10 protein-coding genes are annotated in these 13,084 nt (G+C 70.3%); 2 read left to right on the plus strand and 8 right to left on the minus strand.

The window, feature by feature from the left end:
* Nucleotides 1–3 precede the first annotated feature (3 nt).
* The 5 genes from GL325_RS04890 to GL325_RS15905 all read right to left on the minus strand — a co-directional run bounded on the left by GL325_RS04890 (nucleotide 4) and on the right by GL325_RS15905 (nucleotide 8,074).
* On the minus strand, nucleotides 4–1,251 hold the full coding sequence (locus GL325_RS04890; RefSeq protein ID WP_187768772.1) for an arginine deiminase: 1,248 nt from the start codon (nucleotides 1,249–1,251) through the stop codon (nucleotides 4–6).
* Between the two features lie 25 nt (nucleotides 1,252–1,276).
* Nucleotides 1,277–2,722: a basic amino acid/polyamine antiporter gene (locus tag GL325_RS04895; RefSeq protein ID WP_187768773.1), complete on the minus strand. Its 1,446-nt coding sequence runs from the start codon at nucleotides 2,720–2,722 to the stop codon at nucleotides 1,277–1,279.
* Nucleotides 2,723–2,758: 36 nt separating this feature from the next.
* A complete protein-coding gene (gene hemW, locus GL325_RS04900; protein WP_187768774.1) occupies nucleotides 2,759–3,877 on the minus strand; it encodes a radical SAM family heme chaperone HemW in 1,119 nt (372 codons plus the stop codon).
* A gap of 24 nt (nucleotides 3,878–3,901) precedes the next feature.
* Nucleotides 3,902–5,737: a long-chain fatty acid--CoA ligase gene (locus GL325_RS04905; RefSeq protein ID WP_187768775.1), complete on the minus strand. Its 1,836-nt coding sequence runs from the start codon at nucleotides 5,735–5,737 to the stop codon at nucleotides 3,902–3,904.
* 102 nt (nucleotides 5,738–5,839) lie between these two features.
* Nucleotides 5,840–8,074, minus strand: coding sequence for an esterase-like activity of phytase family protein (locus GL325_RS15905; RefSeq protein WP_187768776.1), 2,235 nt, complete (start codon nucleotides 8,072–8,074; stop codon nucleotides 5,840–5,842).
* 269 nt (nucleotides 8,075–8,343) lie between these two features.
* Between GL325_RS15905 and GL325_RS04920 the strand changes: the two genes are divergently transcribed.
* On the plus strand, nucleotides 8,344–9,279 hold the full coding sequence (locus GL325_RS04920) for a hypothetical protein (RefSeq protein WP_187768777.1): 936 nt from the start codon (nucleotides 8,344–8,346) through the stop codon (nucleotides 9,277–9,279).
* Nucleotides 9,280–9,381: 102 nt separating this feature from the next.
* Here the strand turns inward: GL325_RS04920 and lepA are convergent, their stop codons facing one another.
* Nucleotides 9,382–11,241 (minus strand): translation elongation factor 4, encoded by a 1,860-nt coding sequence (lepA, locus tag GL325_RS04925; RefSeq protein ID WP_154595442.1) that lies wholly within the window; start codon nucleotides 11,239–11,241, stop codon nucleotides 9,382–9,384.
* A 51-nt stretch (nucleotides 11,242–11,292) separates the two neighbouring features.
* Nucleotides 11,293–11,628, minus strand: coding sequence for a hypothetical protein (locus GL325_RS04930; protein WP_154595443.1), 336 nt, complete (start codon nucleotides 11,626–11,628; stop codon nucleotides 11,293–11,295).
* A 146-nt stretch (nucleotides 11,629–11,774) separates the two neighbouring features.
* On the opposite strand from GL325_RS04930, the gene rpsT reads away from it, so the two are divergent.
* Entirely contained in the window at nucleotides 11,775–12,035 is a 261-nt protein-coding gene (rpsT, locus tag GL325_RS04935; protein ID WP_187411807.1) for a 30S ribosomal protein S20, read from the plus strand.
* A 64-nt stretch (nucleotides 12,036–12,099) separates the two neighbouring features.
* Here rpsT and holA read toward each other — a convergent pair whose 3' ends face one another.
* The gene (holA, locus tag GL325_RS04940; RefSeq protein ID WP_154595444.1) at nucleotides 12,100–13,074 is read right to left on the minus strand and encodes a DNA polymerase III subunit delta; all 975 of its coding nucleotides are present in this window, start codon (nucleotides 13,072–13,074) and stop codon (nucleotides 12,100–12,102) included.
* Nucleotides 13,075–13,084: the final 10 nt, after the last annotated feature.

A 13,084-nucleotide genomic window follows, 5' to 3' on the forward strand; every position in this document is an offset into this window, starting at 1 on the left:
GACTCAGTCCACCGCGTCGCGGATCAGCGGACCGGTCATGCAGTGGCCGCCGCCGCGGCCGCGCCCCAACTCGGCGCCGACGATCTCGATGACCTCGAGCCCGGCCTGGCGCAACAGCGAGTTGGTGTGGGTGTTGCGGTCGTAGGCCACCACGACGCCCGGCTCGAGGGCGACGAGGTTGTTCCCGCTGTCCCACTGCTGGCGCTGGATGTCGTACTCGCTGCCGCCGGTCTCGACGACCTGGAACTTCCCCACCCCCAGGGCCTTCGCCACCACCTCGAGGAACGGGGTGTCGTCGTGATCGATCACCTCGATGCCGGGTGCGACGTCCGAGGGCACGATCGTGAAGGCATGGATCGTGTTCACGATCTCGGGATAGACCGTCACGACGTCACGGTCGGCGAACGTGAAGACCGTGTCGAGGTGCATCGCCGCCCGCAGCTTCGGCATCCCCGCCACGATGACCCGCTCCGCCGCGCCCTGCTCGAACAGAGCCTTGGCCAGCTGCGTGATGCCCTGCCGCGAGGAGCGCTCGCTCATCCCGATCAGCACGACGCCCCCGCCGGGCACCATCACGTCGCCGCCCTCCACGGTGGCGGTGCCCCAGTTGATCTCCGGGTCGCCCCACCACACGGTCGACCCCACGAACTCCGGGTGGAACTCGTAGATCGCCTTCATCAGGAGCGTCTCGTCCTTGCGCGCCGCCCAGTAGAGCGGGTTCAGCGTCACCCCGCCGTGGACCCAGCAGGTCGTGTCGCGGGTGTAGAGGGTGTTGGGCAGCGGGGGCATCAGGTACTCGTGGCCGCCGTGCGCCTGGCGGACGAGGGCGCGGTACCCCGCAGAGAGGTCGCTGGGCAGCTCGCGGGTCGACAGGCCGCCGATGAGGTAGCGGCTGAGGTCGGCCGCCGCGAGGCCGTCGAGGTACGCCCGGGTCTCCTCCACGAGCCCGATGCCGACCTCGTTCGGGACGATCTTGCGGTCCAGCAGCCAGGTGCGCGCGGCGGGGTCGGCCATCGTCTGGGCGAGCACGTCGTGCAGCTCGACCACCTCGATGTCGCGCGCTCGCATCATCGCCACGAAGTCGGCGTGGTCGCGCTGGGCGTGCTCGACCCACAGCACGTCGTCGAACAGCAGGTCCTTGCAGTTGGACGGCGTGAGCCGCTCGTGGGCCAGCCCCGGCTCGCAGACCAGGACCTTGCGGAGCCGGCCCACCTCGGAGTGGACGCCGTAGGCGTCGGACGGCTGGGTCATCGGAGGTCCTTCCGGTGGTGGCGGGTCACACGTCGATCCCGCCGGTCACGAGCGTGTAGACGCCGGCGATCGCGCCGACGCAGATGATCAGGAAGAGCACGAGCTCGGCCCGGGTGAAGATCCGTCGGCCACGTTCGGTGCGCGCCCGGACGTACAGCAGTGCTGCCGGCGCGTAGACCAAGCACGACAGGAGCAGGAAGGGCGGCCCGGCCGCCACGAAGAGGAAGATCGCGTAGGCCACGGCCAGCACGGCGATGACGGCGTGCCGTCGCCGGTGGCGTGCGTCGTGCTCGTAGGTCTCGCCCGTGACGGCGAGCTTGAGCGCGTAGGCGGCGGCCAGCAGGTACGGCACCAGCACCATGCACGTGCTCAGCGCCAGCATGAAGTCCAGCGAGTCGCTGATCAGCAGCGTGAGGCCCAGCAGCACCTGGGCGCCCACGGTGGTCGCCAGCAGCGCGCCGACCGGCGTGCCGTGGTCGTTCTCGCGCCCCAGCGCGGCTGGCATGTCCTCCGCCCGGGCGGGAGCGTGCATGACCTCGGCCGCCATCAGCGTCCACGCCAGGTAGGCGCCGAGCACGGACACCACGACGCCGGCGCTGACGAACCACTCGCCCCACGGCCCGACGACGCCCTCGAACAGGCCGACCATCGACGGCTCTCGCGTCTGGGCGATCCGGGACCGGTCGAACGCCCCGTAGGAGACCATCGTCACCAGGGCGAACAGCGCCAGGACGCTCAGGAAGCCCAGCACGGTGGCGGTGCCCACGTCCTCACGGCGCTGGGCGTGGCGCGAGTAGACGCTGGCGCCCTCGACCCCGATGAACACGAACGTCGTGATGATCATCGTGTTCTTGACCTGGTCGGTCAGCGAGCCGAGCTCGTCCCGGGCGAGGAAGTTGGCGCGGAACACCTCCGGATCGAACTGCGTGGCCAGCACGACCACGAACACCAGGATCGGCACCAGCTTGCAGATCGTGACGATCCGGTTGACGACCGCCGCGTCCCGCACGCCGCGGGCGATGAGGAAGTGGAACACCCACACCCCGACCGTCGAGACGGCGACCGCCAGCAGCGTGCCGCCGCTGCCGAACCCCGGCAGGAACGCACCGATCGTCGCGGTGATGAACACCCAGTAGAAGGCGTTGCCGGCCACGCCGCTGGCCCAGTAGCCGATCGCGGAGTTGAAGCCGACGTAGTCGCCGAAGCCGGCCTTGGCGTAGACGAAGACGCCGGCGTCGAGCTCGGGTCGGCGCAGGGCCAGGTTCTGGAAGCACAACGCGAGCATGAGCATGCCCGTGCCGGCCAGCGTCCACGCGATGAGCGCGCCGGCCACGCCGGTGGTCGTCGCGAAGCCGCCCGGCAGTGAGAAGACCCCGCCGCCGACCATGGAGCCGATCACCATCGCGGTCAGGACCGGGCGGCCGACCTTGGTGACGGTGGAGTGATGCGTCGTCGTGCCCGCCTCGCCCATGGAGTTGAACGTAGCCGAATCAGGGCCGGTCCGCGCTCAGCCGAGCGCCTCGACCGCCTCCAGGACGACCCGGTCCGCCATGAGGCGCCCGGTGCGGGTGAGCACCATGCGGTCGCCGACCGGCGTCAGCCAGCCGGCGTCGACCAGCCGATCGGCGCCGCCCAGCAACGCGGTCTCGATGCCCTCGGCGAGACGGATCCGCAGCATGACGTCCTCGAGGTGCCGCGCTTCGGCATCCGGGCGCTCGCCGTCGGCGCGCGGCGACTCCCCCGCGGTCAGCCGCTGGGCGTAGGCCGCCGGGTGCTTGACGTTCCACCAGCGCTCACCGCCGACGAAGGAGTGCGCTCCGGGACCGACGCCCCACCACTCGCCGCCGTTCCAGTAGCCGATGTTGTGACGGCACCGCGCGGCCTCGTCCCGGGCCCAGTTGGACAGCTCGTACCAGTGCAGTCCGGCGGCCGCCATGAGGTCGTCGGCCAGGAGGTACTTGTCCGCGGTCTCGTCGTCGTCGGGCATGACGACCTCGCCGCGGCGGACCTTGCGGGCGAAGGCCGTGCCTTGCTCGACGATCAGGGCGTAGGCGCTGATGTGGTTCGGTTCCATGGCCAGCGCGGACTCCACGGAGTGCCGCCAGTCGTCCATCGACTCGGTCGGCGTGCCGTAGATGAGGTCGAGACTGACCTGCTCGAATCCGGCCTCGCGCGCCCAGGCGACGGCCTGCGGGACCCGCTCGGGATCGTGGGTGCGCTCGAGCACCGACAGGACGTGGGGCACCGCCGACTGCATGCCGAACGAGATCCGGGTGAACCCGCCCTCGCGCAGCTCGGCCAGCGACTGCGGCGAGACGCTGTCGGGGTTCGCCTCGGTCGTCACCTCGGCACCGGGCGCCAGGCCCAGCCGGTGGTCGACCGCGCGCAGGAACCGCACGAGGTCGCCGGCCGGAACCTGCGACGGTGTGCCGCCCCCGACGAACACGGTGTCGACCGTGCGCTCGGGGACGAGCGACAGCTCCGCCAGGGCCGCCTCGATGTAGGTGGCCCTGGACGCGCCGATCACGTCGGGTCCGCCGAGCTCGTCGGCGGTGTACGTGTTGAAGTCGCAGTAGCCGCACCGCACGGAGCAGAACGGCACGTGCAGATAGATGCCGAACGCCACGCTCCCAGAGTACGCGGCCCCGAATCAGGCCTCGACGTAGAAGCTGTTGAGCAGGTCGGCGTTGCGCTCCTCGACGACGCGGCGCTTGACCTTCATGCTCGGGGTGATCTCACCGGACTCGATCGACAGGTCGTGGTCGAGCAGGGCCCACTTCTTGATCGTCTCCCAGCGGTTGAGCCGCGAGTTGAGCTCGTCGACGTACCCGGCCATCTCGGCCTGCATCCGGTCCGACGCGGCGATCTCGGCGTAGGACGCACCGGCCATGCCGTGGCTCTCGGCCCAGGCCTCGGCCGCGTCCGGGTCGAGCGTGATCAGGGCCGAGCAGAAGTTGCGGTCGTTGCCGTGGACGACCATCTGGCTGGCCAGCGGGCACACGGCCTTGAACGTGCCCTCGACGTGCGAAGGGGCCACGTACTTGCCGCCGGAGGTCTTGAACAGGTCCTTCTTGCGGTCGGTGATGCGCAGGAAGCCGTCGGCGTCGAACTCGCCGATGTCGCCCGTCGCGAGCCAGCCGTCCTCGGTCAGCGCCGAGGCCGACTCACCCTCGAGGTTGTGATAGCCGCGCATGACGTTGGGGCCCTTGATCATGACCTCGCCGTCGGCGGCGATCTTGGCCTCGGTGCCCGGGAACGCCCGGCCGACCGTGCCGATCTTGAAGTCGTCGGGATCGTTGACGAACGCGCCGGCCGACGTCTCGGTCAGGCCGTAGCCCTCCATGACCAGCACGCCGGCGGCGTGGAACCACTCGGCGATCTCGGTCGACAGCGCCGCGGCGCCGGAGATGAAGAAGCGCACGCGCCCGCCGAAGCGGTCGCGGATCTTGCTGAAGACGAGCTTGTCGGCGATGCGGTGCTGGATCTTCAGCCCCACCGGGATCGGCTTGCCGGCGCGCTGGAGGCGCGAGACCTGCAGGCCGACCTTCTCGGCCCAGCGGAACAGCTTGAGCTTCGCGCCGCCCTCCTCGACCATCATGCCGACGACGCGGCCGTAGGCCTTCTCGAAGATGCGCGGGGCTGCGCCCATGAACGTGGGGCGGACGACCGCGAGGTTGTCGACGATCTTGGGCACGCGCCCGTCGACCGCACACGGGTAGCCGATCGTGAGCTGAGCGGTCAGCAGCACCTTGCCGAACGAGTGCGCCATCGGCAGCCAGCGGTACTCCAGGTCGGACTCGGACAGCGATCCCGGGGCGGCGACGGCGGCGCCCTCGAACGTCCAGCAGTCGTGGACCAGGCGCACGCCCTTGGGGCGCCCGGTCGTGCCCGACGTATAGATCAAGGTGGCGAGCGACTCCGGCTCGGTGCCGGCGATGCGCTCGCGCACGACGTCGGGGTGGTCGAGCAGGTACTTCTCGCCGCGCTCGATGAGGTCGTCGAGGGTGATCACCCAGTCGCCGTCGGCCTCGCCGTCGTAGACGACGACGCGCGAGACGCTGGGCAGCTCGGAGCGCTTCTCGCGCAGCTTGGCCACCTGCTCGTCGTCCTCGGCGAAGACGACGCGGCTGTCGCTGTCGGACAGGATGTAGGCCACGTCGTCGGTGCTCGAGGTCGGGTACACGGTGGTCGTCGCCGCGCCGGCCGCGTTCACCGCGAGGTCCGAGAGGATCCACTCGATCCGCGTGCCCGAGGCGATCGCGACGCGCTGCTCGGGCTCGATGCCCAGGTCCACGAGCCCGGCGGCGATCTTGGAGACCTTGTCACCGGTCTCACTCCACGTCATCGAGATCCAGTTCTCGTCGGCGTCGGGGTAGCGGAACGCCTCGCGCGGCCCGGACGCCTCGACCCTGCCGAAGAAGAGCTCACCCACGTTCCGGGCGCGGTTCTCGACGATCGTGAGCTGGTCGGCGGTGGACACTGCCATGAAGTTCTCCCGGGGACGTGGGGCGAAGTGTGATTCAGGTCACCCTAGCGCCCATGAGCCGTCCAGACGAGGACTTGAGCCTTTCGCCTTGCGCTGTAGCAATCAGCGCGCGACGGCCGCGGCCCCCGCCCCCGGGTTGTCGGCGAAGAACCCGTCCATCCCCACCGCGCGGAAGGCTCGGATCTCCCCCGCCAGATCACCGATCCCGGCCGGATCGGCGCCACGGCGGAACTCCACGGGCAGGAACTGGTTCTCCCGGCGGAACGTCCACCCGTGCACCGTCAGCCCCGCCGCGTGCGCATCGATGATCGCCCGCGTCGGTCGGCCCAGCCGACCGTCTGCGGTGCGCGGGATCATGCGGTCCTTGCACAGCCCGACACCGTCGGCGTACCGGCTGATCGCCCGCAGGCCCTTCCGGCTGACGAGGTCGGCATAGGTGCGCGGGTCCCCGGCGGCCACGAGGTCGTACGGCGCGCCCGCGCAGTCGACGAGCTGGACGATGCGGGCCCGGCTCCGCCGGTCGAGCTCGCGCAGGTTCTGCGTCTCGAAGCTCTGCAGCACGACCCGGGCGCCGGGCCGGTCCAGCCCGGCGCGGCGCAGCCCCTCGACCAGCGGCTCCTCGAGCGAGAGGCCGATCGAGTCGAAGTACGTCGGGTGCTTCGTCTCGGGGTAGACCCCCACCGGCCGGCCGTCGCAGGTGCGCGAGCGACGGGCGAGGTCGAGCACCTCGTCCAAGGTCGGCACCGGGTACAGCCCGTCGAAGGCCGTGTTGGCGGGGCGCAGGGCCGGGATGCGCTCCTTCGCGCGCAGCGTCCGCAACTCGGGCAGGGTGAAGTCCTCGGTGAACCAGCCGGTGATCGCCCTCCCGTCGATCGTCCGGGTCGTGCGCCGGCCGGCGAACTCGGCCCGCGCGGCGACGTCCGTGGTGCCGCCGATCTCGTTCTCGTGCCGCGCCACCAGGACGCCGTCCTTCGTCGAGACCAGGTCCGGCTCGATGTGGTCGGCGCACTCGCGGATCGCCTCGGCGTAGGAGGCCAGCGTGTGCTCCGGCCGGTGCCCGGAGGCCCTGCGGTGGGCGACCACCAGCGCACCGTTCGCGGACACCCGCTGGCGCCTCAGCTCGACCACCGCGATCTCGGTGTCGTCGGGCTCGCCGGGGACGCGGGCGTCGTTCCCGGGGAAGTTGTTGTCGTTCCCGATCAACAGCCGCCCGTCGCGCAGCTGCACGATCGTCTCGAAGGACTGCACGGGTAGCGAGAACGGATCGCCCGTGCCGTACCCGTCACCCGCGCCGATCCGCGCGGGGTTGGCGATCTTGAGCGCGTCGAGCACGAGCTCCTTCTGGACGAAGCCGTCGCGGTCGCGGCGGTCCAGGTCGACCCGGTACACCCGCTTCACGACCGCCTGCTCCCCCTCGAAGTCGTCACGCTCCGCGACCAGCAGCTCGTGACGGCCGACCGTGAAGGCGTCCGCGACCAGGGAGGCGTCCGTGTCGGACTCGTAGGCCCACCGACGCGGGGTGTAACGCTTCGCGCGGGTGTCGAACTCGTGGATCCACCGCCGCCTGGGCTGCGCGTCGTCGGTCCGGGCCCCTTCGAGGATCGGGTACAGGTAGCGGCCGTCGGCGCTGGCGGCCATCGCCTCGAACCCCTTGCTGTTCGGCAGGTTCGCGGCGCCGGCGGGCGTCGGGTGCGACGGGGACTGCACGCCCGGCAGCGGCACCGGAGCCTCGAGCAGCACGCCGGTCGCGTCGACGTGCAGCAGGAACGGACCGAACTCCTCCCCGATCCAGAACGTGCCGTCCTTCGCCCGGACGATCGACTCCACGTCGAAGTCAGCTCCCGTCAGCAGGCGCTCCCTCGTGTCCTCGTTGACGATCGGGAAGCCCGCCCGGCGGTGCGGGTCACGCAGGGACACGAACCGGTCGAGCCGGATCCGGCCGGGCCCGCCCCGGGCGGTCTCCCACTGCGGCGTGATCCGGTAGATCCGCAGCAGGAAGTCCGCCGAGTTCGCCTTCGACCCGAAGCCGTTGTCCGGCAGCGCCCAGAACGTGCCGTCGCGGTTCTCGATCATCGCCGAGAAACCCGGGACGACCTGGCCACCGAACGGTCCGGTGCGGCCGTTGGCCGCCGTGGCCTTGGCACCCGACGGCGGGCCGGGAGCCAGGTGGTCGGCCGACAGCGTCGCGCGGGCGACCAGCGTGGGAACGGTGGTCGCCCGCTGCGTCGGTCGCGGCTCCGGTGTGGCGTGGGCCGCGGCGGCGGTACCGGCCAGGAGCGCGCCGGTCGTGGTCAGTGCGAGCAGGCTGCGGGCTGCTCGTCCCCCGATGTGAGTCATGGTCCGAGGCAATCGGACCGGGCGAACCGTGGAACAAGATCCAGGTGAAGCGTGCGTGAACGCTCGCCCACCGCGCGCGCCCGCCTTCCGCCGGCCCCGTGCCCACTTTTGGAAGCCGATCCACGTATTCCGTCCGGGAAAAGGTGAAATGACGTCCAAAAGTGGGCACGCTGGCGCGTTCGTCCCCACCCGCGGGCGGGACCGTGCTGCTGTCCCCAGCCTCGGGGCGGGGACTGGTCCGGTGAACTTCGGCGGTCGAGGCTCGGTTCGTGCGGCCGATTCCCGAGTCCTTGCGTGGGCGGCCGTTCACGACCGGCGAGGCCGCCGCACTCGGCGTGACCCGACGGATGCTCGAAGGGCGCCGCTTCGAGGCGATCCACCCGGGTCGCGGCGTGTGGGCGGTGGCTGAGGAGTCCCGCGACCTGCGCTTCCTGCTCCGGGCCGACCTCCTGGTCCTGCCCCGGGATGCCGCGGTGAGTCACGTGACGGGGCTGCAACTCCACGGCCTCGACATCGATACGAGTCTGCGGCACTGGTCGACGAACACGCCGCACCGCCGCGGCCTGCGCTCAGTCACGCTGCACCGCCGCCAGGCGCCGTTGCGTCCCGTGGGCATCGACGGCGTCCCCGTCCTGCCGGCACATCGCTGCCTCGTGGATGCGGCCATCATGCTCAGCCACCGCGACATCGTGCGGTATGCAGATGCCCTGATCGCCGCCGACCAGATGACCGCCGAGGGCTTCGCGCACTACGCGTGGACGCGGCACCTTCACGGTGTGCGACGGTCTCGTGCCAACCTCGACCTGCTGCGCGAGCGCGTGCGCTCCTTCCGGGAGACCGATCTGCGCTTGCTTCTCGCGATCGCGGGCCTGCCGGAGTTCGAGGTCAATCTCGACATCTTCGATCCGCGCGGAACGCACCTCGGCTGCGGCGACCTCGTGCTTCCGCGGCACCGCATCGTGCTCGAGTACGACGGCTGGTACCACGAGCGGAGTGCCGCACAGCGGCGCAAGGACATCGCTCGCCGCGAGGGACTCGAGGCCGAGGGATGGCTCGTGATCGTGGTCGTCTCCAGCGACCTCGACCACCCGGCCGGCCTGATCGGTCGGGTCTGGCGAGCCTTGGTCTCACGCGGGCACAGCGGTCCGCCGCCGCGCTTCGTCCCGTGGGCACTCGAGGAGCTCAGCCGCAACCCGAAGGGCTAGCGAACGCCGGCGCCCACGGGACCACTTTTGGAACCGGATCCACCATGTCCGCCCGAAATAACGTGGATCCGCTTCCAAAAGTGGGGGTGGGGCCGGGGCCGGTCAGGCCTGCTTGGTCTCGCCGGTGGAGAGGGCGGCGATGAACGCCTCCTGGGGGACCTCGACGCGTCCGACCATCTTCATGCGCTTCTTGCCCTCCTTCTGCTTCTCCAGCAGCTTGCGCTTGCGGCTGATGTCGCCGCCGTAGCACTTGGCGAGCACGTCCTTGCGGATCGCACGGATGTTCTCGCGGGCGATGACGCGCGCGCCGATCGCGGCCTGGATCGGCACCTCGAACTGCTGGCGCGGGATGAGCTCCTTGAGCTTGCCCGCCAGCGAGACGCCGTAGGAGTAGGCGTTGTCGCGGTGGACGATCGCGCTGAACGCGTCGACGACCTCGCCCTGCAGCAGCACGTCGACCTTGACCAGGTCGGCGGCCTGCTCGCCCGAGAGCTCGTAGTTGAGCGAGGCGTAGCCCTTCGTGCGCGACTTCAGCGCGTCGAAGAAGTCGAACATGATCTCGCCCATGGGCAGCGTGTAGCGGATCTCGACGCGGTCCTCGGACAGGTAGTCCATCCCGCCGAGCTTGCCGCGGCGCGACTGGCACAGCTCCATGATCGTGCCGATGTAGTCGGTCGGCGCCAGAATCGTGGCGGACACGACGGGCTCGTAGACCTTGGCGATCTTGCCGTCGTTCGGGTACTCGCTGGGGTTGGTGACGACGCGCTCGCTGCCGTCCTCCATCTCGATGCGGTACACGACGTTCGGCGCCGTCGAGATGAGGTCGAGGTTGAACTCGCGCTCGAGCCGCTCGCGCACGATCTCCAGGTGCAGCAGCCCCAGGAAGCCGATGCGGAAGCCGAAGCCCAGCGCGCCGGAGGACTCCGGCTCGTAGACCAGGGCGGCGTCGTTGAGCTGCAGCTTCTCCAGTGCGTCGCGAAGCGTCGAGAAGTCGTCGCCGTCGATCGGGTACAGGCCGGAGAAGACCATCGGGTTCGGGTGCTGGTAGCCGCCGAGCGCCTCCTCGGCGGGCTTGGTGGCCGAGGTGACGGTGTCGCCGACGCGGCTCTGGCGCACTTCCTTCACGCCCGTGATCAGGTAGCCGACCTCGCCGACGCCGAGATGATCGGCCTTGACCGGCTCGGGGCTGATGACGCCGACCTCGAGCATCTCGTGCACGGCGCCCGTGGACATCATCTTGATCTTGTCGCGGTGGCTGAGCTTGCCGTCGAACACCCGGACGTAGGTGACGACGCCGCGGTACGTGTCGTAGACCGAGTCGAAGATCAGGGCGCGCGGCGGCGCATCGGGGTTGCCCTGCGGCGGGGGCACCTCGTCGACGATGAGGTTCAGCAGCGCCTCGACACCCTGGCCCGTCTTGGCCGAGACCCGCAGCACGTCGTCGGGCTCGCCGCCGATGATGCCGGCGATCTCCGCGGCGTACTTCTCGGGCTGGGCGCCGGGCAGGTCGATCTTGTTCAGCACGGGGATGATGTGCAGGTCCGCGTCCATCGCCAGGTACAGGTTCGCCAGCGTCTGGGCCTCGATGCCCTGGGCCGCGTCGACCAGCAGGATCGCGCCCTCGCACGCCTCGAGCGAGCGGCTGACCTCGTACGTGAAGTCGACGTGCCCGGGGGTGTCGATCATGTTGAGCACGTAGGTCGTGCCGTCGTCGTCGCCGTCGGACTTGGTGAACGGCATCCGCACGGCCTGGCTCTTGATCGTGATGCCGCGCTCGCGCTCGATGTCCATGCGGTCGAGGTACTGCGCACGGGCGGCGCGCTCGTCGACGACACCGGTCAGTTGCAGCATCCGGTCGGCGAGCGTCGACTTGCCGTGGTCGATGTGCGCGATGATGCAGAAGTTCCGCAGCAGCTCGGGCGGCGTGGCACCGGGGCTCGGGGCGGGAGTGGGGCGCGTCATGATGCGTCCATTCTCGCACCCGTGAGCACGGGTGCGGTCATCGTCAAGAGGTCACCAGAGGATGGCGAGCAGGATGTTCAGGCCGACGAGGCCGAACAGGATGCCGGCGGCCTTGTTCGGCGTGGGCTTGTTGGTCTGCACGAAGGCGTAGACCGTCGCCACGACCGCGACCAGCAGCTTGATGCCGATCTTCATGTGGTTGTAGTCCTTGTCGAGCGACGCGACGGACTCGCCCAGGCCGACCAGGATGATGCCGGTGACCAGCGCGGTGGCGACGGCGTGGGCGGCTCCCTTGCGGATCACGCCGGCGCGCGGATCGATGAGCGCGAGCGCTCCGAGCCACGAGAGGATGTGCAGGCCGACGATGACGGTGTACAAGGTTTCCACGAGCAGAACCCTATCCGGGCCCTGCGATTTGAGGCGCACGGCCATGCGCTGGTAGAGTTGCTCCTTGCGTGTCCAGCCCACCGTACGAGGGGCTCGGATACGACCAAGACTTCTCATCACCGGAACGACGAAAGAACAGGTTTGCCGTGGCGAACATCAAGTCGCAGATCAAGCGCAACCGGCAGAGCGAGGCCGCTCGCGAGCGCAACAAGTCCGTGCGCTCGGCACTGAAGACCTCGGTTCGCCGCTTCCAGGAGGCCGTCGAGGCCGGCAACGCCGACGAGGCCAAGAACCTCGCCGCCGACACCGCCAAGAAGCTCGACAAGGCCGCGTCCAAGGGCGTCATCCACAAGAACCAGGCCGCGAACCGCAAGTCCGCGATCGCCAAGAAGGCCGCCGCTCTCTGAGCCGCTGACAAGGCCCCGCACCCGATGGGTGCGGGGTCTTTTCACGTGCCCGGACGCGGGTCGCTCAGCTGCGCGAGCGGGCGACGGCGACGTCGATGATCATCTGCTCGACCGCGTGACCGGGCTCGGCCGAGCCGCCCTTGACCTGCAGGTCGGCCCGGGCCACCGCGTCGAGCGCGTGGCGCAGTGAGGTCTCGTTCCAGCCGCGCGCGCTCTGGCGCAGGGCCCGGATCTTGAACGGCGGGGCACCGATCTCGCGGGCGAGGTCGGCGTCGCGCAGGCCGGGGTCGGCCGTGACCACACGCGCCAGCTGACGCAGGCCCGAGGCGAGGGCGGCGGTGATCAGCAAGGGCGCCACCCGGGCGGCCTCGGCCCACCGGGCCCGCTCCAGGGCGAGGTCGAGCCGGCCGTCGAGGGCGGCGTCGGCGATCTCGTAGCCGCGCACCTCGGCCCGGCCGCCGAAGTAGCGCCGGACGACCGTGGCGTCGAGGCTCTCGCCCTCGGCCAGGGTGGTGACGAGCTGGTCGACCGCCGCGGCCAGCGACCGCAGGTCGGAGCCCACCGCCGCGACGAGCACCGAGGCGCCCTCCTCGTCGATCGACCGACCGAGTGCTCGCGACTCCTGACGCACCCACGCCACCAGGTCGCGCTCGTACTTCGGCGCCTGCTGGGAGACCTCGGAGACGGCAGGCAGCTTGCGCAGCTTGTCGAGCAGGCCCTTGCCCTTGGCTCCCCCACCGTGGATCAGGATGACGGCGGTGTCGTCCGACGGGGCCGCGGCGTACTGCAGCAGCTCGGCGGCCACGGCTTCGCCCAGGTCCTGCAGGTCGGTGAGCACGACGGCCGCGGCCGTGCTGAACAGCGAGGCGCTGGTGAGCGCGGTGAACTCGCCCGGCGCGAGCGACGACGCCACCGCGTGGGCGACCTCGGCCTCGGGCGCGGCGGCGCGGATCTGCTCGACCGCCTGGCGCCGGGCTCGGTCGGAGAGGAACTCGGAGTTGCCGGTGATCAGCCAGACCTTGCCGAACGGGTTCGCCACGTCCCGAGAA

This window comes from Aeromicrobium sp. 636 (assembly GCF_024433585.1).
Lineage (GTDB): Bacteria > Actinomycetota > Actinomycetes > Propionibacteriales > Nocardioidaceae > Aeromicrobium > Aeromicrobium senzhongii.